General features: G+C 42.8%; 27 protein-coding genes and 1 other RNA gene. 11 read left to right on the plus strand and 17 right to left on the minus strand.

Going from position 1 to position 23,609, the window contains the following annotated elements; translation table 11 throughout:
- Positions 1-3: 3 nt before the first annotated feature.
- From ACEN2L_RS05230 to ahpC, 8 genes are all read right to left on the minus strand, one after another.
- Positions 4-1,485, minus strand: coding sequence for a sensor histidine kinase (locus ACEN2L_RS05230; protein ID WP_441742278.1), 1,482 nt, complete (start codon positions 1,483-1,485; stop codon positions 4-6).
- A gap of 3 nt (positions 1,486-1,488) precedes the next feature.
- Positions 1,489-1,701 carry a hypothetical protein gene (locus ACEN2L_RS05235; protein WP_441742280.1) on the minus strand — a complete coding sequence of 71 codons (213 nt, stop codon included), beginning with the start codon at positions 1,699-1,701 and terminating at the stop codon, positions 1,489-1,491.
- Positions 1,694-3,028, minus strand: a complete 1,335-nt coding sequence (locus ACEN2L_RS05240) for a sigma-54-dependent transcriptional regulator (protein ID WP_306024396.1) — start codon at positions 3,026-3,028, stop codon at positions 1,694-1,696. The genes ACEN2L_RS05235 and ACEN2L_RS05240 overlap by 8 nt, the downstream gene beginning before the upstream one ends.
- 181 nt (positions 3,029-3,209) lie before the next feature.
- The gene (locus tag ACEN2L_RS05245) at positions 3,210-4,514 is read right to left on the minus strand and encodes a PAS domain-containing sensor histidine kinase (protein WP_441742282.1); all 1,305 of its coding nucleotides are present in this window, start codon (positions 4,512-4,514) and stop codon (positions 3,210-3,212) included.
- A 6-nt stretch (positions 4,515-4,520) separates the two neighbouring features.
- On the minus strand, positions 4,521-5,102 hold the full coding sequence (locus tag ACEN2L_RS05250; RefSeq protein ID WP_306024393.1) for a chemotaxis protein CheC: 582 nt from the start codon (positions 5,100-5,102) through the stop codon (positions 4,521-4,523).
- Positions 5,099-5,464, minus strand: a complete 366-nt coding sequence (locus ACEN2L_RS05255) for a response regulator (protein ID WP_306024392.1) — start codon at positions 5,462-5,464, stop codon at positions 5,099-5,101. Before ACEN2L_RS05255 ends, ACEN2L_RS05250 begins: the two co-directional genes overlap by 4 nt.
- Before the next feature lie 224 nt (positions 5,465-5,688).
- Positions 5,689-7,287: an alkyl hydroperoxide reductase subunit F gene (gene ahpF / locus ACEN2L_RS05260; protein ID WP_306024391.1), complete on the minus strand. Its 1,599-nt coding sequence runs from the start codon at positions 7,285-7,287 to the stop codon at positions 5,689-5,691.
- Between the two features lie 86 nt (positions 7,288-7,373).
- Positions 7,374-7,943: an alkyl hydroperoxide reductase subunit C gene (ahpC, locus tag ACEN2L_RS05265; protein ID WP_306024390.1), complete on the minus strand. Its 570-nt coding sequence runs from the start codon at positions 7,941-7,943 to the stop codon at positions 7,374-7,376.
- Between the two features lie 413 nt (positions 7,944-8,356).
- Between ahpC and ACEN2L_RS05270 the strand changes: the two genes are divergently transcribed.
- A complete protein-coding gene (locus ACEN2L_RS05270; RefSeq protein ID WP_306024388.1) occupies positions 8,357-8,689 on the plus strand; it encodes a DUF3718 domain-containing protein in 333 nt (110 codons plus the stop codon).
- A gap of 92 nt (positions 8,690-8,781) precedes the next feature.
- Here ACEN2L_RS05270 and ACEN2L_RS05275 read toward each other — a convergent pair whose 3' ends face one another.
- From ACEN2L_RS05275 to ACEN2L_RS05310, 8 genes are all read right to left on the minus strand, one after another.
- Positions 8,782-9,141: a rhodanese-like domain-containing protein gene (locus tag ACEN2L_RS05275; protein ID WP_441742284.1), complete on the minus strand. Its 360-nt coding sequence runs from the start codon at positions 9,139-9,141 to the stop codon at positions 8,782-8,784.
- Positions 9,142-9,200: 59 nt separating this feature from the next.
- The gene (locus ACEN2L_RS05280; RefSeq protein ID WP_441742286.1) at positions 9,201-9,953 is read right to left on the minus strand and encodes a sulfite exporter TauE/SafE family protein; all 753 of its coding nucleotides are present in this window, start codon (positions 9,951-9,953) and stop codon (positions 9,201-9,203) included.
- A gap of 112 nt (positions 9,954-10,065) precedes the next feature.
- Positions 10,066-10,338: a hypothetical protein gene (locus tag ACEN2L_RS05285; protein ID WP_306021187.1), complete on the minus strand. Its 273-nt coding sequence runs from the start codon at positions 10,336-10,338 to the stop codon at positions 10,066-10,068.
- Between the two features lie 153 nt (positions 10,339-10,491).
- Positions 10,492-10,959, minus strand: coding sequence for a Cys-tRNA(Pro) deacylase (gene ybaK, locus ACEN2L_RS05290; RefSeq protein ID WP_441742288.1), 468 nt, complete (start codon positions 10,957-10,959; stop codon positions 10,492-10,494).
- A 51-nt stretch (positions 10,960-11,010) separates the two neighbouring features.
- A complete protein-coding gene (locus tag ACEN2L_RS05295; protein WP_306021185.1) occupies positions 11,011-11,247 on the minus strand; it encodes a hypothetical protein in 237 nt (78 codons plus the stop codon).
- A gap of 23 nt (positions 11,248-11,270) precedes the next feature.
- On the minus strand, positions 11,271-12,485 hold the full coding sequence (locus ACEN2L_RS05300) for an FAD-dependent oxidoreductase (protein WP_441742290.1): 1,215 nt from the start codon (positions 12,483-12,485) through the stop codon (positions 11,271-11,273).
- A 33-nt stretch (positions 12,486-12,518) separates the two neighbouring features.
- Positions 12,519-13,844, minus strand: a complete 1,326-nt coding sequence (gene pepP / locus ACEN2L_RS05305) for a Xaa-Pro aminopeptidase (RefSeq protein ID WP_441742292.1) — start codon at positions 13,842-13,844, stop codon at positions 12,519-12,521.
- A gap of 46 nt (positions 13,845-13,890) precedes the next feature.
- The gene (locus tag ACEN2L_RS05310; protein ID WP_306021182.1) at positions 13,891-14,460 is read right to left on the minus strand and encodes a UPF0149 family protein; all 570 of its coding nucleotides are present in this window, start codon (positions 14,458-14,460) and stop codon (positions 13,891-13,893) included.
- Positions 14,461-14,627: 167 nt separating this feature from the next.
- Here ACEN2L_RS05310 and ssrS point away from each other — a divergent pair.
- The 7 genes from ssrS to rpiA all read left to right on the plus strand — a co-directional run bounded on the left by ssrS (position 14,628) and on the right by rpiA (position 20,292).
- A non-coding RNA gene (gene ssrS, locus ACEN2L_RS05315) (6S RNA) lies at positions 14,628-14,809 on the plus strand.
- Between the two features lie 36 nt (positions 14,810-14,845).
- Positions 14,846-15,256 (plus strand): hypothetical protein, encoded by a 411-nt coding sequence (locus ACEN2L_RS05320; protein ID WP_306021181.1) that lies wholly within the window; start codon positions 14,846-14,848, stop codon positions 15,254-15,256.
- Positions 15,257-15,369: 113 nt separating this feature from the next.
- Positions 15,370-16,263: a ribokinase gene (locus ACEN2L_RS05325; RefSeq protein WP_306021180.1), complete on the plus strand. Its 894-nt coding sequence runs from the start codon at positions 15,370-15,372 to the stop codon at positions 16,261-16,263.
- Positions 16,264-16,286: 23 nt separating this feature from the next.
- Entirely contained in the window at positions 16,287-17,231 is a 945-nt protein-coding gene (locus ACEN2L_RS05330) for a nucleoside hydrolase (RefSeq protein ID WP_306021179.1), read from the plus strand.
- Between the two features lie 115 nt (positions 17,232-17,346).
- Positions 17,347-18,960, plus strand: coding sequence for an ATP-binding protein (locus tag ACEN2L_RS05335; RefSeq protein WP_441742295.1), 1,614 nt, complete (start codon positions 17,347-17,349; stop codon positions 18,958-18,960).
- A 10-nt stretch (positions 18,961-18,970) separates the two neighbouring features.
- Positions 18,971-19,564: a 5-formyltetrahydrofolate cyclo-ligase gene (locus ACEN2L_RS05340; RefSeq protein WP_441742297.1), complete on the plus strand. Its 594-nt coding sequence runs from the start codon at positions 18,971-18,973 to the stop codon at positions 19,562-19,564.
- A 68-nt stretch (positions 19,565-19,632) separates the two neighbouring features.
- Positions 19,633-20,292: a ribose-5-phosphate isomerase RpiA gene (gene rpiA, locus ACEN2L_RS05345; protein WP_441742299.1), complete on the plus strand. Its 660-nt coding sequence runs from the start codon at positions 19,633-19,635 to the stop codon at positions 20,290-20,292.
- 28 nt (positions 20,293-20,320) lie between these two features.
- On the opposite strand, the gene ACEN2L_RS05350 is transcribed toward rpiA, so the two are convergent.
- Positions 20,321-21,490 carry a dipeptidase gene (locus tag ACEN2L_RS05350; RefSeq protein WP_441742301.1) on the minus strand — a complete coding sequence of 390 codons (1,170 nt, stop codon included), beginning with the start codon at positions 21,488-21,490 and terminating at the stop codon, positions 20,321-20,323.
- A gap of 98 nt (positions 21,491-21,588) precedes the next feature.
- On the opposite strand from ACEN2L_RS05350, the gene ACEN2L_RS05355 reads away from it, so the two are divergent.
- The 3 genes from ACEN2L_RS05355 (at position 21,589) to ACEN2L_RS05365 (ending at position 23,548) form a co-directional block, all read left to right on the plus strand.
- On the plus strand, positions 21,589-22,320 hold the full coding sequence (locus tag ACEN2L_RS05355; RefSeq protein WP_441742303.1) for an SDR family oxidoreductase: 732 nt from the start codon (positions 21,589-21,591) through the stop codon (positions 22,318-22,320).
- 247 nt (positions 22,321-22,567) lie between these two features.
- The gene (locus tag ACEN2L_RS05360) at positions 22,568-23,209 is read left to right on the plus strand and encodes an MlaC/ttg2D family ABC transporter substrate-binding protein (RefSeq protein WP_441742305.1); all 642 of its coding nucleotides are present in this window, start codon (positions 22,568-22,570) and stop codon (positions 23,207-23,209) included.
- Between the two features lie 78 nt (positions 23,210-23,287).
- A complete protein-coding gene (locus ACEN2L_RS05365) occupies positions 23,288-23,548 on the plus strand; it encodes a TIGR03643 family protein (protein ID WP_441742307.1) in 261 nt (86 codons plus the stop codon).
- The last annotated feature ends 61 nt before the right edge of the window (positions 23,549-23,609 follow it).

The following is a 23,609-nucleotide window of genomic DNA, read 5'->3' on the forward strand; positions in this document are numbered from 1 at the left end:
GTATTAGTCTCTCTCTAGGTTTAAAGGAGTAAGAATAGTAGGTAGCTTAATGATAAATTTGGCACCCTCACCTTCTACACTAAGGGCTGAAATTTCACCGCGATGGCGCTCAACAATACGTCGACACACGGCTAAACCAATGCCGGTACCTTTGTACTCTTCACGTGAATGCAATCGTTGAAACGGTGAAAATATCTTATCTGCGTATTCTTGAGCAAAGCCGATACCGTTATCGCTGATGGTTAAAACGTGCCATTTTTCACTGACCAAAGCTTGCTCAGGCGTGGCATCAACTAATTCATAATTGAGGGTGATAAGGGGGGCAACATCGGCTTTTTTAAACTTAACGGCATTGGAGATGAGATTGAGTAAGAGCTGATAAATTTGGCTAGAATCACCATCGATCGTGGGCAATTCACACGAAATGATCTGGGCATTTGATTCTTTAATGGCAATTTCTAAATCATCAATAATGGTTGCTATGGTGTCATTTAAGTCAACTTCGGCAAAGTCTTTCCCTCGTGTGGTAATGCGCGAAAACTCTAACAAGTCGTTGATTAAGTCTGACATTCGCTCAGCGGCATTGTGCATACGGCTAATATAATCTGCGCCTTTCGCATCAATTTGATTAGCATAGGTTGAGCGTAGTCGATCGCCAAACGCTCTAATTTTACGTAAGGGCTCTTGTAAATCATGAGACGCGACAAAGGCAAAATCTTCTAATTCACGATTACTGCGTTGTAGCTCTTCAGCATAAATATCTAATTCGGCCGTTCGGGCTTGCACTTCTTCGGCTAAACGCTCGTTTTGATACTCTAGTCTTGCTCGACTTTGGCGATCTATACGGATATTCAAAATCGCTAAAAACACCATGCCTAACAGTAATAGAGAACTGGTAATAGCTGAAATCACGAAGGTCACACGCGCTTCACTTTCCGCACTGGACAGATTGGCAAACAGACTTAACCTAAAAAACTCTTCGGCTTCTACTATCTCGGCAAATTGTTCGCGAATACTCGCATAGATATTTTTTCCTCGTCCGGTCAAGACGATTTTCAAAGCCGTACTTTCTTTATCAGACAAAGCCAAATCAACGGTGTCTTTTAGCTCTTTCATTTTGTCTTTGATTAGCGTTAACAGGGTGGCAATACGATTTTCTTGCTCAGGTAACTCGGGTTGTAGGTTTGCAACTGAAGAAAGTTGCATCGCCAGCTCATTAAGCGCTTCAGTGTAAGGAACAAGGTAAGTCTCGTCCTCGGTAAGTAAATAACCACGCTGACCCGTTTCAGCAGATAAAACTAGCACATGCAGATCGTTGAGGGCATTCAGCACATTACCTGAGTTGACTAAGCTACTTTGCGTGATCGAGAGTTTGTTAATGATATTTCGGGTTAGTACGGCATTACCTACAATCACACTCAAGGTAATGATAGAGATCAAGGTCCAGGTTATTTTAGTGTTTTCTAACCAACTTATTCTGCGCATGGCCTACTCACTATCCTTGTGCTCGGCAATGAGTTGTAAGTGCTGGCTGCATTCTTGGCAGCCTTGAATGATTTTATCCAAAGCCGCCAACGCTTTTTCCTTGGGCATATCGTTTTCTAACACCAATTTGATCAATTCAGCGTTCATCGAAATTTTATTTAGTGGCCCTCGAACATCATGCACTAATTTTCTCAAGTCTTTGTTGTCCTTAGGCATCAAAGTCTCCGTACGCATGCAAACGGTTATACAACGTTTTAGTGCTGATCCCAAGCATTTCTGCCGCTAGGGTTTTATTACCATCTACTTTTTCTAAGGTGGCGCTAATCAATAAACGTTCAACATCTTCGATTGTTTGACCCGCAGTAATACCACTTGATTTGGTTTCTTCGCGAGCAAAAGGTGACTCAAAATGGGCTGGCAATTCCACTTTACTGCCTTGCATGTCTGACATAATAAACGCGCGGTGCACGGCATGACGCAGTTCACGCACATTTCCGGGCCAATGATAAGCAGACAACTTATTTAATTGCTCGCCAGACCAGGTTAAATTGGCATTATATTCTTCATTCAACTCCCTTAAAAAAACCTCGGCTAAAAGAGGTATATCATCACTACGCTCACGCAGTGGGGGAATATCAATAGGAAACACTGCCAATCTAAAATAGATGTCTTCGCGTAAGGCTTTGCTTTGTGCTAAGTCACTGAGATTACGGTTGGTTGCCGAAACTACGCGACAGTTCACGTCAATTTCAGTGGTACCACCTACCCGAACAACTTTTTTAGACTCGAGTACTCGTAAAAGTGTGGGTTGCATATCTAAAGGCATTTCGGTCACTTCATCTAAAAATAAGGTGCCATTTTCAGCGCGTTCAAATACCCCTATTTTTCGTCCAACTGCCCCAGTAAATGAGCCCTTTTCATGACCAAACAATTCACTGCCTATTAGCTCTTTAGATAAGGCTCCACAGTTAGTTGCTACCAGTGGCCCTTTCACTTTACTGGCCTCATGAATCGCTTTCGCAAACACTTCCTTACCTACACCGCTTTCACCCATTAACATGATATTTGCTGGCGTTTGCGCCACTCGTTCAATCATAGTGTAAAGCGCCTGCATCACTTTTGATTCGCCAATGAGGCAACCAAAATGCAAAGTAGGACCAGCTGAAGTTGCATTAGATGTTTTCTTTTTTGCTGACTTGCGCGATAAGGCTGACTCAAGATCTTCACGTTGCAGTGGCTTCAGAAGATAATCCACTTTGGGCCCACACAGTCCAGCCAACATGGTTTTCACCGAGGGATGGCCTGTAATCATGGTGATATAAGGAGAGGAGCTCAGCTTTTTGACGTGATCGATGAGGTGCAGACCACTACCATCTGGCAACATAAAATCGAGGAAGATATGATCAAATTCATTAAACTCTAATATCTGATACGCTTCGGCTAGATTTTGTGCCGTCGTAACATCATGGCCCAGAAATTCAATTATCTGACTGGCTACATCGGTAAAATCGTTGTCGTCATCAACCAATAGTACGTTTAACACACTGTCTCCCTACATTTTTTAAATATAATGTGGCGAAGATATCAAACTTCAACGAAGCTTGCCCACCAAAATATACATAATTCAGTAAGAAGGCAGAAAATAAACGATAAAGTGCGCAGTTAATAAGCGAACTAGCACAGAAGTGACTGAAACGGGTTGTTGCCGCGCACGGGTAGGCTGCCTAAGACTCAGGACTCTCAGTTGGCTCAATTGCCGATTTATGTGGTAACGAAACAATAAATTCGGTGCCCTTACCAACGGTACTATTTACATCGATATTACCACCATGGTTTTTGATAATATTGTACGACAAAGATAAGCCTAAACCCGTGCCACTGCCCACCGGTTTGGTGGTAAAAAATGGGTCAAAAATCTTAGACAAATTGTTGGGACTGATGCCTTGACCGGTATCTCGAATACTTACTTTTTGCCAATCACCATCTGTAAAAACCCGAATATAAATGTGTCCACTACCTTCAATCGCTTGGGCAGCATTAAGAATTAAGTTCATGAACACCTGATTGAGTTGCATGACCATACAATAAAGAGGAGGGATACCCTCTTGGTAGTCTTTTACTAATTCCACCTTGTATTTAAATTGGCTGTTAATGATCTTTAAGGTACTTTCTATCCCCTCAACGACATCAGATACAGCCCATTCATTGGTGTCTGAATGTGAGAACTCTTTTAAACTTTTTACGATTTCTTTGACCCGCACCGCGCCATCTAAAGACTCACTAATTAAATCAACAATATCCTCTTTAATGTAATCAAATTCTGCTCGTTCATAAAAATCATTTTTTAAACGTTTGAATTTCATTTCACCGCTTTTGTCTATTAACTTTGCGGCAAAGGTGCCAACTTTAATAAGCTTTTCGGCATAGTCTTGCAAGCTCTGTAAGTTGGAATAAATAAAACCAATGGGGCTATTAATTTCATGGGCAACACCGGCGGCTAGCTGACCTATTGAAGCCATTTTTTCTGACTGAACAAGTTGGGTCTTGGCTTCTTCCAATTTTCGAATAAGCCTTGCTTGTTCTTTATGCTCTTTATCGAGCTCTTCTGCCGCTCTGGATAAATCGGAATAATAACTGGCTTGCGCGGTGACATCTTGAATGGTGATGCAAACATATTGCACCTCTTGCTGTTCGTCCATTAGGGGTAACACTTCCATATTTTGATACATCAGGGTCTCTTCACCTGTTATCGGACGAGAGCTTTGAAATTCAAAAATATGGGGGCGTTGTTCCCAGTAAGAAAAACTCTCATTTTTCAGAATAAAAACACTGTGAATTTTCTTTTTTAAAAAGCGAGCTTGTTCGGGAAATATCTCCAAAATTGATTTGCCGATGACATCGGTTTCTTGTAGGTCTAAACGATCAGAAAAAAAATCATTCCAAAATACGATCTGGTACTGAGCATCGACAATACAGGCCCCCATGGGTAGTTTGCGTAGTAAACTCTCCAACAACTCGGGATTGTGCATGCGGGATTATCCTACCAAAACATCTAAGCTTTTCTTCAGGGTCAAGATAGAGTTTTCTTCCATACAAATCATCACTCTTGCATTAAAACTAAAACTCTCAATGCTAAAGGTCACTTCAACCAGCAAAGCAGTACTCCAGCTATACACCGACTTTTCTGAAGCAGAAGGGTTGAATAACGTGGGCATATTGAGGTTAGTTTTAAGTTCAAGCTGTGAAGACAATCCACTTAAACACGCACCAGACAGAATATTCGTTAGTTCAAGGATCAATTCTTGAGTTTGCACTTCCGTCAGTGGCATATCGTAATCCATTAATTCGGCCAGGGCTTCACAACCATTTTTACCGATTAAAGACAGCACCTCACCTTTGATTTGTCCTAAAAAAGACTGTCGTGCATACCACGTCACCTTTCCAAAGCTGAATATTTCCGCTAAATCACTGGGGCTTGCCTCACTGATAGTTGGAATTGAAAGGGTAATTTGTGTGTCAATTAACTGCGCTAAAGAGCGGGCGGCTTGGCCCATGGAAATGTTCATCATCTCCTGCAGGGCATCTCTTTGGTCTTCTGATAATAATGTCTGATTCATAGGAGACCTACTTCATGTAAGGTTTCTCTGAGCTCTTCGGCTTTTAAAGGTTTTTGCAAAAAACGAAATGCACCAAGAGAATTAACTAATTCTACTGACTTAGGTTGAATATCCGCACTGATGACGATGACTATCGTTTTTTGATGATGACTTTTTACATATCGCAATACATCAAATCCATCTAGCACTGGCATGGTTAAATCTAAAAAGAGAATATCAGCTAATCCTGCCTCCACCGCATCGATGGCTTCCTGCCCATTGGTAGCCTCAGAAATACTTACATCCCAGTCTTCAGGAATAGCGCGACGAACATTTTTACGAGAGAGGGCGGAATCATCCGCAATGGTTACCGGTATTGGCATATTAATAGTCCTATTTACAGCATTAAAAAGGTAAGACATCAAAGCAAAGATAGTTCAAAAAGTAGATTAATGAAGCCCTTTAGGAAAGTTTAGTCATAAATTTTTTTGAAAAGCAACGATGGAAAAATGCATAAATAAAAACGGAGCACATCGGTGCTCCGCTTATAACTACTGTTTACCTATACGCCCACCACTTACAGCGAACATTTGCCACACCATCCTCATTAGGCGGCCTTTTCTTGTTTGACCGGCACACTTTGGCGGATCAGGTAGTCAAAGGCGCCAAGGGCTGCGTTGGCACCATCACCCATCGCGATAATAATCTGCTTGTAAGGAGAGGTCGTCACATCACCGGCGGCAAAAACGCCGGGAATAGAGGTTTCACCTTTATTGTTGACCACTATTTCTCCGCGTTGATTCATATCGATATCGCCCTTCAACCACTCAGAGTTTGGTACTAAACCAATTTGCACAAAAATGCCTGAAAGCTCAATATGTTTGCTACTAGCGTCGGTTCTGTCTGTGTAATTCAAACCAGTAACCCGTTCTTTATCTCCCACCACTTCGGTAGTTTGAGCATTGAGAATAATCTCAATGTTTTTCATTGAGTTCGCTTTATCTTGCAGTACTTTGTCGGCACGTAATTTACTGTCAAATTCTAATACGGTGACATGCTCTACAATATTGGCAAGATCAATAGCCGCTTCGATTCCAGAGTTACCGCCACCAATAACCGCTACACGTTTACCTTTAAATAAGGGACCATCACAGTGAGGGCAATAAGCGACTCCCTTGCCACGATACTCTTTTTCACCCGGCACATTCATTTCGCGCCATCTGGCGCCTGTCGCTAAAATAACGGCTTGACTGCTCAAAGTTGCGCCGTTGGCAAGTTCAACCTTAATCACATTACCGAGTTCGCTAGCTACTCTAGTTAGTTTAACCGCTTTATTGTCCGCCATGATATCAACAGGGTAGTCTTTAACATGCTCTTCTAAACCTGAAACCAACTTAGGACCTTCAGTGGCTTTGACCGAAATAAAGTTTTCTATCCCCACCGTTTCAGCGACTTGACCACCAAATTTATCTGCCACAATACCGGTGCGTAAACCTTTACGTGCGGTGTAGATAGCCGCTGCTGCACCAGCAGGACCGCCACCAATGATCAACATTTCAAAAGGTGCTTTTTGCTTAAGCTGCTCAGCCTGTTTTTTGCCCGAACTGGGGTCAATTTTTTTCAACACTTGGTCAATGCTTACGCCGCCTTGGCTGAAAACTTCACCGTTTAAATAAACACTGGGCACAGCCATGATGTTACGTTCGGTGACTTCATCTTGAAACAAGCTCCCATCAATCATGGTGTGGCGAATATTAGGATTGAGAGCCGCCATCATGTTAAGGGCTTGCACCACGCCCGGACAGGTTTGGCAACTTAGTGAGACAAAAGTCTCGAACTCGAATTCACCTTCAAGTCCTTTAATAAATTCAATTTGCTCTTGGGTAATTTTAAGAGGATGACCACCGCTGTGCAGCAGTGCTAACACCAAAGAGGTAAATTCATGCCCCAACGGAACACCAGCAAAGGTTATTTTAGTGTTATTAACAGCAGAAACCACCTGCATCGAAGGCACTCGCACATGTTTGTCTTGTTGTGGTAGCACTTTGACTAAATCTGATAGCTGTGCGATTTCCTTAGCCAATTCACTTATTTCATCTGATTTTTTAGGATGGGCAGAAGTATCCAAGGCAATATGTAATTGCACTTCGGTTTTTAAGTTCTGCAAATAGGCTTGTAATTGAGCACTTAATTTAGCGTCTAACATGTGTGTACTCCTTTGAGCTAAAGACTGCTGAAAAATAACCTTGATACTGGTGACACTTGGCCACCAGTATCAAAGCGTATTGCTTATTAAATTTTACCGACAAGGTCTAGTGAAGGAGCAAGTGTTTCGCTACCTGGCTGCCATTTTGCTGGACAAACTTCACCATCGTGACTGGCTACGTATTGAGCTGCTTGTACTTTACGTAACAATTCAGCAGCAGAACGACCAATGCCTAAGTCATGAATTTCAGCAACTTTAATAACACCTTCAGGGTTAAGTACAAAGGTACCGCGTAGAGCAAGACCATCTTCTTCAATCATCACGCCGAAGTTACGAGTGATTCTGCCCGTTGGGTCACCGATCATTGGAAAAGTAATTTTACCAATGGTGTCTGAAGTGTCATGCCATGCTTTATGCGTAAAGTGAGTGTCAGTTGACACTGAATATACTTCAACGCCCATCTCTTGTAATTGTGCATAGTAGTCAGCTAAATCGCCTAGTTCAGTAGGACATACAAAGGTGAAGTCAGCTGGGTAAAACATAAAAATTGCCCACTTGCCCAAAACGTCTTTTTCAGTGACGTCAACGAACTCGCCGTTTTTGAATGCAGTTGCTTTGAATGGTAACAAGCTAGTATTGATAATAGTTTGAGTCATGTTGATTCCTTAATAATTAGTTTGGCTTGGAGTAAATCTCGGAAAGGATAATATGACGTTGACGAATACTATTAAAATTGATGTATTAGATTGATTTAATCGATTTATTTAATGAGAGCTCACCTACCGCACAAATCCATCTTAGTGCTTTACCCCTTGCTACTGAACCGACTGCCCTCAGCGCCTTATTTCGTCTCAGCATTAAGCCACAAAAAACATCATGGTCAAATTCACCAAAAAGTAGTCAATTATTTAAAACTGGGGAAACTCCCACGACACCCAGTCATAGCCAAAACTATAAAAAACCATCAAACTACTGATTTATAAGACATTTTTAAACTTGGCACTGCCATTGCTCTAGCTAGTTCAGGTGACACCAAAATCAAATCAAATAAACTTAAGAGGCTTACATCATGAAAAAATTAACTCAATCAATTGCTATTGTTTCCCTAATTTGTGGCTCTATGGGCTTGGCTCATGCAGAAAGTGACTTCGTTGCATCGGACAAAGGTACCAGCACTGAAATATGCATGGCAGCGGCAGAAGGGAAAAAGTTTAAGTTGATGAGCACCATCAAAGATGCCGGTTTGAGCAAACGCTACGTCGAAACAAAAATACAGTGCAATCAGCTTAATTTTGTGGAATTTGTCGCGCAATACAGTAAAGACGCTGACAAAATTAATCACTTTATTACTAACGGTAAATACCATGACGCTGCGGTCATTGCCCAAGTAGCGGCGCACTAAAAGCTTGATGAGGTATTTTAGCTCTCCTTAGTTGGCCTATCTGTCGTACCAACTAAGGCGTGCGCTAAAATTTTCATTGGCGATGAAATCGATTATTTAACTATATCTTGGTTTAACACTTCAGCCGCTTGCTCTAAACTCCCCAAATTACGTACCTTGCTATAACCTGCTTCGTTTAGCAAAGCCATTGCTTTTGACGCCCGATTTCCACTTCGACAAAATAGCGCTATAGGTTGGTTTTTGTCGAGTTTTAGGCTTGCTACTTCTTCGACGATCTCCTGCCAAGGAATCAGCCTTGCTTGCACCAAATGCCCTTCTTGCCATTCTGCTTGTGTTCGAACATCAATAATGAACGCATCTAATAGCTCAGTCTTAGCCTGTTGCTGCTGCGCCAAACAAAGTGTGCTAACAAACAGCAGTAGAAAACCCATATAAACACACTGTTTAAACATAAATACCCTATTTAACTTACTAGATAAAACGATGAATCAATCAAGGCTATTTTATTGGCCTATACCAACATAACAGCAGCTGCGATAGCAGTCATGGCGATAACTAACCAGCGGTAATATTTTTCTGCAATACGTTTTACAACCCAAATCCCTGCCCAAGCGCCAATCGCGATAGCGGGCAAACACAACAGGTTTAGCATAAAGGAATCCACGGTTATACTGTGCCAACTGGCAATATGAAAGGGGACTTTAAATAGATTTATGGCTAAAAAGAACCATGCCGCTGTGCCGATATATTCGTTTTTAGGTAGGCGCATACTGAGTAAATACAAGGCCATGACGGATCCGGCAAGGTTACCAATCATGGTAGTAATCCCTCCTAGAGTGCCCATTAAAATCGCAAACCATAGATAGTCAGGAATGTTCTCTTTATTAGCTTTTTCCATCCACAACATAATGGCCAAGCTAATAAAAATAATAATGCTCATGACTGAGCGAAAAACCTCATCGTCAATGATATTACCAAGCCACGTACCAATGACCACTCCGACTGCCGCAGAGGGGAACAGCTTTAATAGATAACTCCAGTTGGCATGTCGATGGTAATATTTAACCGCGAATAGATCGGCCATAATAAGCATAGGGAGCATTAAACCCGCCGACATTTTGCCACCAAAAATAATAGCCAGTAGTGGCACAGCAAACATCGAACTACCATGCACCCCTGTTTTAGCCATACCAATAAAAAACGCCGCCACAAACAACAAGGCTAAGGTGCTGTAACTTAAGGTATATCCAAATAGTTCTATCATGTAAAACTTGCGAACTCCAAGTGCCCAGTACACTGCAGGCAAGGTAACGCGGCACTAGAGCGGTGCCACATTATCAAGCTTTAGCAAGGCTTAGTTTATGAGGCCTGAAGGTTTACTCAAAATCGTCACAGTGCTGGTGCACCGCATCTTTAGCAAAGTTAATTTGGCCCACATCTTGAGTACCTTCAGCTTCAACTAGATTCAGTTTGGCTTGTTGGCACTTTATTGGATTTGGTATTTTATCTTGGCTTTCTGCTTTGATTTGACTTTCTTTAGCGGCTTTTGCAACTTCCGCTGCCGTAGGCATTTTTTCATCATCAATAGAGGGAGATTGGCAAGCACCTAGACTCAAGACTAAAACAACAAGCGATATAACTTTATACATATCAAGAAACTCATTTAGTAAAACAAAAAGAGTAAAACAGCTGATGCCTAATGTATATGCGTTTTGCTGCAATACCTTAGAAAAATCTACGACAATGCCGAGCGACTTTGCAATTTAACAAGGTAGGTTTTAACTCACTAGCCGTGCAAACAATCAAGCGCTTAGTGGCGCAAATGTGGCAGCGCTTATTTTGGCAAGGGCTTGTGCTGCAATTTCTATCTCTAAGCCTCGCTTCCCGCCGCTTACAAAGATAGTGGTAAATTCCTGACTGGTCTCATCAATCACCGTTGGCAGGCGCTTCTTTTGCGCTAAAGGACTCACTCCACCCAACACATAACCCGTGCTGCGCTGCACATCAATTTTATCGGCCATCACGGCTTTTTTAGCACTGAGCGCTTTTGCCATTGCTTTCATACTAAGCATTTGATTAACCGGCAAAATTGCCACCGCAAGTTGCCCTGAATCGAGTTTAACCACTAAGGTTTTAAACACTTTGGCAGGCGGTAGATTCAATTTTTCAGCGGCCTCTAAACCATAACTTTCATGCTGAGCATCATGGGAATATTCATGCACTTGATGAGCTATGTTGAGTTTATTGAGCAAATTCACGGCAGGTGTCATGTTCTTTAGGCTCTGTTTCGCTGGTTTGATTTATGTTAGTTGCTAAGAACGCTAATTTCTGCGCCACACGCAATATAGTTCAATATTGCGTTTCAGCTCGCGTAAATCAGATAACTGGCCTTCTTCTACCGCCTTATCTAACTGGTATTTGGCGTCTTCGCATTTTTTACCCGGTGGCTTGTCACGCTGACCTGAGTTTTCACCGGGGTCGGCATTGGCCACTTTTGATTCTGCACAAGCCGTTAACGACAATACAATAATACTGATAAACAGCAGAGGGATTCGCATACTTATCCTTTTAAAACAAAAATTTACGCGTTTGGCGCCTTAGCCAAACTCGGTAACTCACCGGTCAAACCCATCGCTTGTTTAATAATGGCATGTTTGGTGCCAAAAAAACGGTTAACACTAACTAAACCCAGATCACGAAGCCACTTTTTTGCACTGTTGTTACCACTAAATAAGCGTTTAAAGCCTTCCATCGCGCCAATCATTTTAACCGCTTCGGTTTTACGCCAGCGTTCAAATGGGCGCAGATTTTTAGCCAAAGAGAAATCTTTTTCTTTATTCACCAAGGCAATAATTTGCTCTGCTAAGGCCGCAGCATCAAGAATACCAAGGTTGGCGCCTTGCCCGGCGAGCGGGTGAATAGTATGGGCCGCATCTCCAAGAATAACCACGCCATCAGCAAGCCATTGACGAGCATAACGCATTTTTAAGGGGTAAGATTGACGCTCACTGACAAGATCACAAAGACCAAGTTGCCCATCAAAAGCGGCCATCAAGGCCTTATTAAATTCAGCGTCTGATAAAGCTAACAAGCGTCTTGCTTCTGGTTCATCTTGTGACCACACGATGGAACAATAGTTTTGTTGCCACAAAGGTAAAAAAGCCAAAGGACCGCTGGGCGTAAAGATTTGCCGAGCGATATTATCGTGACCTTTCGCTGTTTTGACAGTTGCAACGATAGCATGCTGGTCGTAATCCCAAAACGTCAGCGGAAAACCCGCTTGCGTCCTCACCATAGAATTTGCCCCATCAGCGCCGATAACTAAGCGCGCCGACACCATGCGCTCATCACTTAAACTGATAAAATTACCGTTGGAGGATAAAGCCAATTTGCTGATATGACATTGGCTAAACAAGGTTATATAACTTTCTTCGGTGGCTTGTTGCCACAGACTGGCCTGAATACTCTGATTTTCGAGGATGTAACCTAGATAGGGCTGATCTACATCTTTGCTATTAAAAGCAATATGTCCAAAGCTATCTTGCTCCCATACTTCCATACCTTGATAGGCCGTTTTGCGCTTTTCATCTATATGTTGCCACGCACCAATGGCTTGCAATACACGTTGCGACGCTAAGGTTAAAGCACTCACTCGCAGTTTTGGTTCACCAGTGGGTGAAGTGATCGCACTTTGTTGGTCGATGATCGCGACACTCAGACCACTTTTTTTTAAGCTCAAGGCCTGAACCAGTCCTACGATGCCGGCGCCGATCACCACAATATCAAAAGATTGCATGTTGGTTTTAGCTCCGATTAAGTGTTGTCAAATTCATACTGATTGTTGCGCCATTAACGATTCGATCTCAGCAATCCGTTTTGGGGTATCTTTGGTTAGATTGTCATAGCCCTGCTCGGTAACTAGAAGGTTATCTTCTATCCGAATACCAATGCCTTGCCACTGCGTGTCTACATCAGCATCATGTGCCACATACAAACCAGGTTCGATGGTCAGCACCATACCCGGTTCAAATGGTCTGTCTTCGCCGGCGAATTTATAGCTGCCTACATCATGCACATCGAGGCCTAACCAATGGCCAATGCCATGCATAAAGTACTCTCGATACAATTGTTTTTGCAAATTAAAGACTAAACTACCTGATAATAAACCCAGTTTAATCAATCCTTGCGTTAACACAGAAACTGCCGCGTCACTGACTTGTTTGAAGGTATTGCCAGGCTTGACTTGTGCAAATGCCGCTTGTTGCGCCTCAAGTACCAATTCATACAAGATTTTTTGCGCTGGAGAAAAACGGCCTGAAACAGGAAAAGTGCGCGTAATATCGGCGGCGTAACCCTGTAATTCACAGCCCGCATCAATCAGCACCAGATCACCATCGTTTAAGGGCTGATCATTTTGCGTGTAGTGCAATATACACGCGTTTGCGCCACTCCCAACAATAGAACCATAAGCAGGATGTTTCGCGCCATTCATTGCAAATTCGTAGTGCAATTGAGCTTCAAGGTGATACTCATTAAGCCCTGCTCGGCAGCGCTGCATAGCCCGCTGGTGTGCTTGCCCAGAAATCTCAGCAGCACGGCGCATTATGGCAACTTCAGCCGCAGATTTAAATAAACGCATTTCATCTAACAAAGGGCGCACATCAATTATGCTGCTTGGCGCTTGCATACTTTGTTTGGGGGCGTCTCGTAAGGCTTCTAGCAACGAAAAAACCAGCTCGTCTGCCTCACTATTATGACCTTGAGCAAAATAAAGATGATCGTGACCATCAAGTAACGTTAGCAATTGCTCATCAAGTTCATCAAGGCTAAACGCTAAATTAAGCTCGAAGCTTTTTTTGGCTTGCAGGGGTCCAATGCGCTTACCTTGCCACAATTCTGCTGTAGGGTCGTTATCTAAACAAAAAAGCACACTTAAGCTGGTTTTTGACCGTGCGCTTGAACGCCTTTGATTAGACAACACCAGCCATGCCTGCGGCTCAGGAAACCCACATAAATAATGAAAATAACTGTCTTGACGAAAGGCATATTCCGTATCTCGGCTGCGTGTCACTAAGTTAGCGGCTGGCATAATACAAATACTGTTGTCCTGCATCATGTCCAATAAACGTTGGCGGCGAGTGCAAAATTCTTTCATGGCTAGCATAAGGCCTATACTTCTGTGGAGTAAAATTGAGTTTAACTTAGTGAACGATCTTAGGCTCGCCCTGCTGCTGTTCTGGTGATTTACCTAATTCGTTGAAACACAGCATCACCGTCACTCTGACATATTCCATTACTTCAAATAAGGCTTGTTCAGATTCTTCATCTTCTGACATTTCGTCATCCATACGAGCAATCTCGGCAAAATCTTCTAGCCCTTCTTTTACGTCATCTGAACAACCAGTTAAATCGGCTTGATGCAATCCAAAGCCGAGCATAAACCCCTGTATCCAGTGAATCAGAGCCTGTCCACGCTCATTGATTGGCGCAGCATCATCGGGCAAACACAGCACCAAAGCAAAGTCATTGGCCACTAATTGCTGGCAGGTAGAGTCATATAATGCTTTAAATACCTCAAGGACGTCTTTAGATAAGGGCTCGCCCTGATTAATCACGTCGGCTAAGGGCTCCATCCAATCTTGACACTCAAGCGGCATACCGCCACCTAACATGCCACACATCATGCCCTGCACCTCTGACGCCGTGGTCAGAATGTTATTGCGCTCTAAAATAACACTTACTGATTCGAATAACTGACTGCTTGTCTTCAAAATTAACTCTCACTTGATTTTTGCGCTAATGCTACCATTGTGACGTTGTGATGCCCAGATGTAGCCATGATTGTTGAAAATCATCATGGTATATCAGGGCAATAACAGTTTATAATAAGGCGCACTAGAAAATGATGTGGTTTTTCTAGTCTCGTGCACTTTTTCTATGCCTCCTGGGGTCTTTGCCAGTTTAGTTGTGTCCCTGGCCGATGCTTTACCACCTGGAAGTTGATTCCACTACTATTGCGCAAGCTCGGCTCGTATCGAGAAGCCTACGGTAGTGATGATACTTCCGCCCTGAACTTTCGGTTCACGGGCGATTACTAAACAGCGGGATTTTGGGAGGCACCCTATTTATGGATAATGTTCACTGGTAGCAGGATGAATGAATAAAGAACAACAATTACAAACTGAAGGAAAGGTGGTGATTGAGTCTTTATCACCCTTAGTAAAGTGGCAATACAACGATTTTCATCAGGTTATGTTGGCTGAGTTCTCAGTAGACAAACAACAACAAGTTATGACTACCCTCGAACAAATACTGCCTTGTCAGTGGGACGCAAAATCCATTAAAAAAGCCCCTGATGAAGTCAAACATTTAGCCGGTTTTTTCGCTAAACTCGTTAAAAATCAAAAATTACTCAGCACTGATTACCTAACACAACCCAAAATAATGGTGGCGTGGTGGCCGTGGGGACATGGCGCAACGGTTTCAGTCCGTTTATTTTTAACCAATACGAGTGAATACCAACCTAAACAAGGTCTTTTACAACGTTTGACAGCCATTTTCTCCTAGACTAGACCAGATGGTCTGGTTTGCGTTATATTTGACCTTTGGTTTTAACCCGTCGCGCTTAAACAGACTATTACAGATTAAAGCGGCTACGAATAACAATGAGGCTCAGTACCATGGCCGTTATAAATTTTGGCTCCATCAACATTGATCACGTTTATCAAGTTGATCATTTTGTGCAACCGGGCGAGACACAAGCCTCTACCTCTTATCAGCAATTGTTAGGAGGCAAGGGTGCGAACCAATCCATAGCGCTTGCGCGCGCCGGATCTGATGTGTGGCACGTGGGTAAAATAAACCAGGCAGATGCAGGTTTTAAGCAAACGATGATCCGCGAAAATATTAATTGCAAATACGTCAATTGCACAGAGACAGCCTCTGGCCACGCAATTATTCAAGTCGTTCCTTCGGGTGAAAATGCCATTGTATTATTTGGTGGCGCAAATCATGAGTTAGATGACAAAGACATCATGCAAGCATTGGATAACGCTAAGTCAAGCGACTGGGTGTTAACCCAAAACGAAACTAGTGCTATTGATCAGGTATTGCTGCAAGCGAAAGAAAAAGGCTTGAAAGTGGCATTCAACCCTGCACCGATGACTGAGTCAGTGAAGCACTTACCCCTGCATTGTATTGACTTATTGATTGTTAACGAAGTGGAGGCTGAAGAATTATCTGGCCATAGCGATCTTGAACAAACTGAAGCCTATTTTCGCAAAGAATGGCCTCAAGCCGAAGTATTGATTACGCTTGGTAAAGCCGGTGTGAGAATGCTTAAAAAAGAAAAAACCATCGATGTGCCAGCATTTGAAGTGACCGCAGTTGATACAACTGCTGCTGGCGACACCTTTATCGGTTTCTTTTTGTCAGCCTATGCTGCCCATAGTGATTCTAAAACCGCATTGACCCGAGCGTGTGCGGCTTCAGCATTGGCAGTAACAAAAATGGGCGCTGCACAATCAATCCCTACTAAAGAAGAAGTCAATCGATTCTTGGCCAAAAGACAATAAACTAAACGAATAGCGAGAATACTATGAGCCACAAAATAATTTTAGACACCGATCCGGGCATTGATGATGCGATGGCCATTTTTTTTGCATTTCAATCGCCCGATATTGACGTGCTTGGTTTAACAACCGTATATGGCAACGTGCCAGTTGAGATGGCTGCACAAAATGCACTCACATTGTGCGAATTGGCAGGACAAGATATTCCAGTATGTAAAGGTGTCGCCATGCCTTGGGTTGGCAAAGAGTCTGCCTATGCGCACTTTGTACATGGCGACGATGGCTTTGGTAACATCAATTTTCCAGCAGCAAGCAATCGCAAACTTGATCCGCGCAGTTCAGCGCAATTTATTGTTGATATGGCGCGTCAGTACCCAGGTGAAATCACCCTTGTTGCCATTGGTCCTTTAGGCAACTTGGCTTTGGCTTTACGTTTAGAGCCTGAGTTACCTAAGTTAATTAAGGGAGTATCGATTATGGGTGGCGCCGCGTTCGTGCGTGGCAACGTAACTCCCGTTGCTGAAGCCAATATTTGGAACGATGCCTATGCGGCAGAGATCGTTTTTGGCGCCGACTGGGAAGTGACCATGTTTGGCCTTGATGTCACGATGACAGTACCTTTCTCTTTGGAATTTTTAAACACCTTGAAGCAAAACAACCAAAAATGTGGTGGTTTTGTGCATGATGCTGCGCAATTTTACGTGGACTTTTATTCTCAGAATCGTGAAGAAAGAGTGTGTTTTTTCCACGATGCCATGCCGATTGCACACTTAGTTGATCCGAGTTTATTTGAACTGCAACGAGGCCATGCCCGAGTATCCACGGATCCATTAAATATTGGTCAAACGTCAGTTGCCTTACCTAACACCACAACGAGCCCAGACTGGTTAAACGCGCAACAAGTTAACGTTGCGGTGAAAGTTGATAGCCAAAGGTTAACTAAGCTGTATACCGATACCTACGCTTTATAAGCCGCTTACATAAAATAATTTACCCAATATTGAAAGTAGCTTAAGACAAACTTTTCATCTAAAGTCTGTCTTAGGCGTTACTGAGTCACCAAAAATCAACCTTGATTGGGTCATTATGCAATCTGCTCCGCTAACTAAAAACGAAACGGCTCGTCTTCAAGCTTTGTATGACTATGACATTCTTGATACCGAAGCCGAAAAAGTATTTGATGATCTTACCCTACTTGCCTCTGAAATATGCAACACCCCCATTGCACTAATTAGCCTGGTTGATCCAAACAGGCAATGGTTTAAATCAACTATCGGGATTGATGCGACAGAAACACCAAGAGATATCGCTTTTTGTGCCCACGCGATTCATCAAGAACAGATTTTTCAGGTCGAAGATACCCTGTTAGATGAGCGATTTTTTGATAACCCTCTGGTGACTGAAGGGCCTAAAATTCGCTTTTATGCAGGTACTCCGTTAGTGACACCCCAAGGTCATGCCGTTGGCACCTTGTGTGCGATAGATTCAAAGCCTCATCGCTTAAATTCAACTCAGATTAATGCTTTAGAAATTCTGGGAAGAAATGTCATTTCACAAATGGAGTTGCGCAAGAAGATAAGAGTACTAAAAGAAATCGACAAAAATAAAACAAACTTTTTGTCTTCAATGAGTCATGAGTTACGCACTCCGATGAACGCTATTATTGGCTTCAGCCGTTTGTTACTGGATGATGCCGCAAACCGCGGTGCAACCGACCAAAGTGTAGAGTATTTAAAGCACATTGATTACAGCGGAAAACGACTACTCGGCGTTATCAATTCAATTTTAGACATCAACAAAATAGAAGCGGGCATGATGACGCTGTCACCTACTTTCATCGATGTCAGACTGACGATTGAGCAAATCGCTGGCATGCTCAGCAACAGCGCGCTTGAAAAGGGTGTTCATTTTCAGTATCAACTTGCCGATTCATTGCCAACGTCTTTATTGCTTGATGAAGACAAATTTAGTCAAGTCGTAATCAATCTAGTCAGTAACGGTATAAAATTTACGCCAAGCAATAAGCAGGTTACGATGCGGATCCACGCTGACAACAATCGTCTTATTGTGGAAGTTGAAGATGAGGGTGAAGGTATTTCTGAAGCTGATCTAAGCAAGTTATTTACGCAATTTCAGCAATTAGGTAAATCCCAAGGTCAACAAGGCTCAGGCTTAGGCCTAGCAATAAGTCAAGGATTGGTTAACTTGATGGGTGGCAGCATCACAGTAAAAAGTAAGCCCAAACTAGGCAGTACTTTTACTGTTAGTTTACCTTTGACTTTAGCGAAAGATGAACCAGTAGCAGGCCTTGTAAATAAAGACCAGACACACATTTTCAGCGCCAATAATATTATTTTAGTCGTTGAAGATAATGAAATTAACCAAGTGGTTATTGGAGCGATGCTAGCCACCTTTCAATTAGTGCCAATATTTGCTGATAGCGGTGAACAAGCTCTAGAAAAAATAAGCCAGCATGACTTTAATTTAGTCTTAATGGACATACACCTACCTGGCATGAATGGTATTGAAGCCAGTCAATGTATTCGCCAACAATATCCCACGCTTCCTATTGTCGCCTTGTCCGCCGACAGTTTTGAATATGAAAAAATGAAAAACAACCACTCAGTATTCGATGATTTTTTAACGAAGCCTGTCGAAAAAGAAGCGCTCGCAAAAATGCTTAACGTTTATTTAAAGTAGTGTTTACCTGATGTTAGAAAATGAGCCAAGCAGAGCTGAGTTGCGCAAAACCTTTCGCGCCATGCGTAATAGTTTAACAGAAAAAGAGCAACAACTTGCTGCGACAGGGCTATTGTCTCGCTGCCTGAAATGGGCGCCTTTCAGGAAAGCATCTCGTATCGCCTGTTATCTGAGTAATGACGGCGAACTTGATACCCACAAGGTGATTGATTATTGCTGGCTGAACAATATTGAAATCACACTACCTGTACTTGACCCGCTTACACCTGGCCATCTGTTGTTTGCGGTGTATCAGGCGCAATCTGCGATGCACAACAATAAATATGGTATCGCCGAACCCCAATTCGAAAAAAAGAACCTAGTTGAACTGCACAACATTGATATTATTTTCACTCCTTTAGTGGCCTTTGATAGCAGCGGGAATCGTCTTGGCATGGGCGGAGGTTACTACGACCGAACACTGGCAACATTAAGCGATCACGGCAAGCAACCTTTGATCATTGGTGTGGCACACGATTGCCAACTGATTGAAAAATTGCCTGTGCAAAGCTGGGACATTCCCTTACATGGCATTGTTACACCTAGCCAAATTTTTACCTTCTAAGCCATTTTATTCAGCTTATCTTAGGTTACACTACGCGCTTTTCTACTTGTAAAAGTGACTGAATACTTATGATGACTCAAGATCAAAAGAAACACGCTGTGGCACAAGCCGCCTTAAAATATGTGCAAGATAACGCTATTATCGGGGTGGGCACGGGTTCAACCGTTAACTATTTTATCGATGCCCTAGGTACGCTCGCTCATAACATCCAAGGTGCGGTGTCGAGCTCTGAAGCATCTACCAAAAGGTTAAAAGCGTTAGGCATCGAAGTATTCGACCTTAATTCCGTTGGTTCATTTGATATATATGTGGACGGTGCTGATGAAGTCACTCAACACAAACACATGATTAAAGGTGGTGGAGCTGCACTGACTCGCGAAAAAATTGTTGCGGCTGTAGCTAAAAAATTTATATGTATTGCTGATGACTCAAAATTAGTCGGCATGCTGGGTAGCTTTCCTCTGCCGGTTGAAGTTATCCCGATGGCACGTTCTTATGTAGCCAGAGAAATTGTCAAACTCGGTGGTGACCCAGTGTATCGCCAAGGTGTGGTGACTGACAACGGCAATGTCATATTAGATGTTTATAACCTTGAAATACTCAAGCCCATTGAACTTGAACAACAACTCAACAATATTGTGGGTGTGGTGACCAATGGTCTATTTGCGGCAAGAGGCGCCGATGTGGTTTTATTGGCTAACGAACAAGGTATACAAACCTTAGAATAATCCAGTAATCGCCGGCTAACAGCCTGCCCTAATCAGGCAGGTTTTGCTGTAAAAAGCGCAGCATATTGTCACCCATGACTAAGCGAATATCCTCTTGAGAAATACCTTTTGTTAATAATGCCTGTGTTAATTCTACTAGTTCACTGGTATCAAAGGCCACTTTAGTCGCGCCGTCAAAATCAGAACCTAAGGCAATATGTTCTGCACCAAGTAAAGTAATACCATATTCTATTGCGCCAGCTACACTGGCCGGTGAGATATCACAAACCGCTCCATCCCAATACCCGACAGCAATTAAACCACCCGCCTCAGCAATCTGCTTCATTAGTGTATCGCTGATATTACGTGGAGAATCACAATGCCCCAGTAAACCTGTGTGACTCATCACCAAGGGCTTTTGACTCATGGCAAGGACATCACGCACCACTTGCTCTGACGAATGGGAAACATCAACAATGATGTCTAAAGACTGCATCATTTGCACCGCTTCACGACCAAAGTCACTCAAGCCATCGCCACTTGTACCATGCAAGGAGCCACCTAATTTATTATCAAAAAAGTGTTGGAGGCTCATCATTCTAAAACCATAGTCGTACAACACCTTTATGTTGGCTAAGTCTTCATCCAAAGCATGTGAGCCCTCAGTGCCTAGCAACGCCCCCACTAAAGACGGCTCTACTGCCCGTTGGGCAACAAAATCTGTTAAGGTGGATTTGGAGTCAATAAAACGAATTTTGTCTGGATTCTCCTCTACAAACTCATGTAATTTGTCAGCTTGATAGATAGCCCTGGCTCGCAAGCTTTGCCACGTATCCACTGGCCAGCGTTGGAGTAAGGCTAACTTAGTTACATTGTCGCTGGCATCAGCATCGTTTTGCTCATAGTTGAGCCCGCTGGGCGATTTAGTGACGGTAGTAAACATTTGAAGGGCAACATTGCCTTTTTTCAAGCGGGGGAAATCAACGTGCCCAAAGTCACTAGGACGATTCAAGTCGCGATCCCACATCAAACTATCAGTATGCCAATCGCCAATAAAAAGTTGGCGATGTAAATCAAGTGCCCTTTGCGTTATCAGTTGAGATTTTTTATCTGCTATCTGATTAAATTGAGACTCAATATAGCTCGGACCAAAAGAAAACAATGCCATCAGAGCAATTACCACAAACAACAAAACCGTCAATAAGCCTTTTTTCAACATAAAACATGGGTCTTTTATTCAATGCCTGTGTTAGCTAGGTTAAATGTTAATTATTTTTTAACAAGTGAATTTTAAACAACCCGAAAAAGGGAGTGAACATGCAAAAAGTTGTCTTAGTATCTGGAGCAAGCCGCGGTATTGGCGCAGCGACTGCGATTAAATTAGCTAGCCAAGGCTATGGTGTTTGTGTCAATTATCAGCACAATAGCCAAGCGGCTGAACAGGTGGTTAATACAATTAAGCAACAAGGTGGGGTGGCCTTCGCTTTTCAAGCTGACGTATCACAAGAGCAAGAAGTAAAAGCGCTATTTGCCGCTATCGATCAACAACTGGGAGCAATTACTCATTTAGTCAATAACGTTGGCATCTTAATGCAGCAAAGTAAGTTAATTGATATGGATGCCCAGCGTATCAATAAAATACTCAGCACTAATGTCACCAGTTACTTTTTATGTTGCAAAGAAGCCTTGCAACGCATGCAAACAGGCTCGGCTATTGTCAATGTATCATCTGGTGCCGCGCGGTCGGGATCGCCGAACGAATATATCGACTATGCGGCTTCAAAAGGTGCAATAGATACACTCACCAAAGGTTTATCTTTAGAAGTTGCACCACAAGGTATTCGCGTTAATGGCGTGCGGCCAGGCTTTATCCATACCGACATGCATGCTGATGGTGGAGAGCCTAATCGCATAGCGCGCTTAAGGCCTCAAATCCCTTTGCAGCGAGGTGGCACAACCGAAGAAGTCGCAAATTCGATTGCGTGGTTATTATCAGACGAAGCCTCTTATGTTACCGGCAGTATCATTGATGTGACGGGTGGTAAGTAAACGTTGCGTTAGCCAGCTCATTTTTGACAACATTTCCCACTTCCTTGCAAAAATAGTGTTGAGCTTAGCGAAGAGATTATTTCACAGGTGAACTAAAGCAGACTGAAATACGTTTAAACTTGGTGTTTTTATATTAAAAAAATATTTACCCTTACACTTATTTACATCCTCTGGTGTTTGAAGTTGATATAATTGCAGCCTGCACTCAGTGTGATGCTGAGATTTTAAGAGAGACTAAGGAACCATTATGAAAGCGCCTATAAGGCAAGTGCTTGGCATTATAGTTGGTGTGTGTTTAAGCCATTCGGTGTTTGCCAGCCCAAGCGACCCATACCAGTTACTCCAAACGGTTGCGGATAAAACATTTAGCCAGATTAAGGCTGAGCAGATTAAGATCAAACAAAACCCGGAAATTTTACGTGACATTATCAAGCAACAGATGATGCCGTACGTTTTCTACCAGTACTCCGCGTTGAAGGTACTAAGCAAAAATTTGCGCTCGGTGCCCAAAGAAAAAGTGCCGGAATACACGGAAGTATTCCGTGAATATTTAGTCACCAGTTTGGCTGTAGCCTTGTCATACTACACTAGTCAAGAAGTGTTATTAGAGCCCGCAAGAAATGTGGGAGGTGACAAAGATATTAGCATCAAGGCCTTGATCAAAGATCCCGGAGCGCCTGATATTCATTTAGCCTTTAGACTGCGTATTGATCCAGAAAGCGATGATTGGAAGGTGTACGACATTGTGGCCGAGGGTATCAGCTTGCTATCAAGTAAAGAGACTGAATTTGCCCCAGTTCTTCGCACTGATGGCATCCAAGCGGTTATTGACTCAATGAAAAAAACCAATAGTGCGCCGATTAAATTAGAAACCGCGGCAAAAAAATAAAACGCACTGTGCAGTGAACAAATTATGGGGTGCTGCGTAATGGACTTACTATTGATTATAAGCTGTTTGAGTTGAGCCATGACAAGCCCCTTTTTTGCAGACCTTGATGTATCCCGTGTCATTGAAATGGCATGGGAAGATCGCACTCCTTTTGAAGCTATCGAGCGCTTATACGGCTTAGATGAAAGCGCTGTTATTAATTTGATGCGCAAGAATTTAAAAAGCAATACCTTTAAAAACTGGCGCGAGCGCGTATCAGGCCGTAAAACTAAACATTTAAAACTGCGCTCACCGGACATATCAAGAGCGTATTGCCCTTCGCAGTACAAAAGACAATAGCTCTTACACCTATTAAGCAGTAGTGATGACTGTCGCGACCTAAATCAATTTAAAGCGCAGG

The sequence above is a fragment of the Flavobacterium sp. W21_SRS_FM6 genome (assembly GCF_052119645.1).
Classification (GTDB): Bacteria; Pseudomonadota; Gammaproteobacteria; order Enterobacterales; family Alteromonadaceae; genus Paraglaciecola.

Bases quoted from the DNA above. Each gene is read 5' to 3' on its own strand.
- ybaK (WP_441742288.1), bottom strand. From the start codon at position 10,959: ATGACACCTGCCGTGAATTTGCTCAATAAACTCAACATAGCTCATCAA.
- ACEN2L_RS05330 (WP_306021179.1), top strand. From the start codon at position 16,287: ATGAGCCACAAAATAATTTTAGACACCGATCCGGGCATTGATGATGCG.
- ahpF (WP_306024391.1), bottom strand. From the start codon at position 7,287: ATGTTAGACGCTAAATTAAGTGCTCAATTACAAGCCTATTTGCAGAAC.
- ACEN2L_RS05250 (WP_306024393.1), bottom strand. From the start codon at position 5,102: ATGAATCAGACATTATTATCAGAAGACCAAAGAGATGCCCTGCAGGAG.
- ACEN2L_RS05275 (WP_441742284.1), bottom strand. From the start codon at position 9,141: ATGTTTAAACAGTGTGTTTATATGGGTTTTCTACTGCTGTTTGTTAGC.
- ACEN2L_RS05295 (WP_306021185.1), bottom strand. From the start codon at position 11,247: ATGCGAATCCCTCTGCTGTTTATCAGTATTATTGTATTGTCGTTAACG.
- ACEN2L_RS05355 (WP_441742303.1), top strand. From the start codon at position 21,589: ATGCAAAAAGTTGTCTTAGTATCTGGAGCAAGCCGCGGTATTGGCGCA.
- ACEN2L_RS05230 (WP_441742278.1), bottom strand. From the start codon at position 1,485: ATGCGCAGAATAAGTTGGTTAGAAAACACTAAAATAACCTGGACCTTG.
- ACEN2L_RS05280 (WP_441742286.1), bottom strand. From the start codon at position 9,953: ATGATAGAACTATTTGGATATACCTTAAGTTACAGCACCTTAGCCTTG.
- ACEN2L_RS05270 (WP_306024388.1), top strand. From the start codon at position 8,357: ATGAAAAAATTAACTCAATCAATTGCTATTGTTTCCCTAATTTGTGGC.
- ACEN2L_RS05235 (WP_441742280.1), bottom strand. From the start codon at position 1,701: ATGCCTAAGGACAACAAAGACTTGAGAAAATTAGTGCATGATGTTCGA.
- ACEN2L_RS05245 (WP_441742282.1), bottom strand. From the start codon at position 4,514: ATGCACAATCCCGAGTTGTTGGAGAGTTTACTACGCAAACTACCCATG.
- ACEN2L_RS05350 (WP_441742301.1), bottom strand. From the start codon at position 21,490: ATGTTGAAAAAAGGCTTATTGACGGTTTTGTTGTTTGTGGTAATTGCT.
- ACEN2L_RS05365 (WP_441742307.1), top strand. From the start codon at position 23,288: ATGACAAGCCCCTTTTTTGCAGACCTTGATGTATCCCGTGTCATTGAA.
- ACEN2L_RS05360 (WP_441742305.1), top strand. From the start codon at position 22,568: ATGAAAGCGCCTATAAGGCAAGTGCTTGGCATTATAGTTGGTGTGTGT.
- ACEN2L_RS05285 (WP_306021187.1), bottom strand. From the start codon at position 10,338: ATGTATAAAGTTATATCGCTTGTTGTTTTAGTCTTGAGTCTAGGTGCT.
- ahpC (WP_306024390.1), bottom strand. From the start codon at position 7,943: ATGACTCAAACTATTATCAATACTAGCTTGTTACCATTCAAAGCAACT.
- ACEN2L_RS05335 (WP_441742295.1), top strand. From the start codon at position 17,347: ATGCAATCTGCTCCGCTAACTAAAAACGAAACGGCTCGTCTTCAAGCT.
- ACEN2L_RS05340 (WP_441742297.1), top strand. From the start codon at position 18,971: ATGTTAGAAAATGAGCCAAGCAGAGCTGAGTTGCGCAAAACCTTTCGC.
- ACEN2L_RS05325 (WP_306021180.1), top strand. From the start codon at position 15,370: ATGGCCGTTATAAATTTTGGCTCCATCAACATTGATCACGTTTATCAA.
- ACEN2L_RS05320 (WP_306021181.1), top strand. From the start codon at position 14,846: ATGAATAAAGAACAACAATTACAAACTGAAGGAAAGGTGGTGATTGAG.
- rpiA (WP_441742299.1), top strand. From the start codon at position 19,633: ATGATGACTCAAGATCAAAAGAAACACGCTGTGGCACAAGCCGCCTTA.
- pepP (WP_441742292.1), bottom strand. From the start codon at position 13,844: ATGAAAGAATTTTGCACTCGCCGCCAACGTTTATTGGACATGATGCAG.
- ACEN2L_RS05255 (WP_306024392.1), bottom strand. From the start codon at position 5,464: ATGCCAATACCGGTAACCATTGCGGATGATTCCGCCCTCTCTCGTAAA.
- ACEN2L_RS05300 (WP_441742290.1), bottom strand. From the start codon at position 12,485: ATGCAATCTTTTGATATTGTGGTGATCGGCGCCGGCATCGTAGGACTG.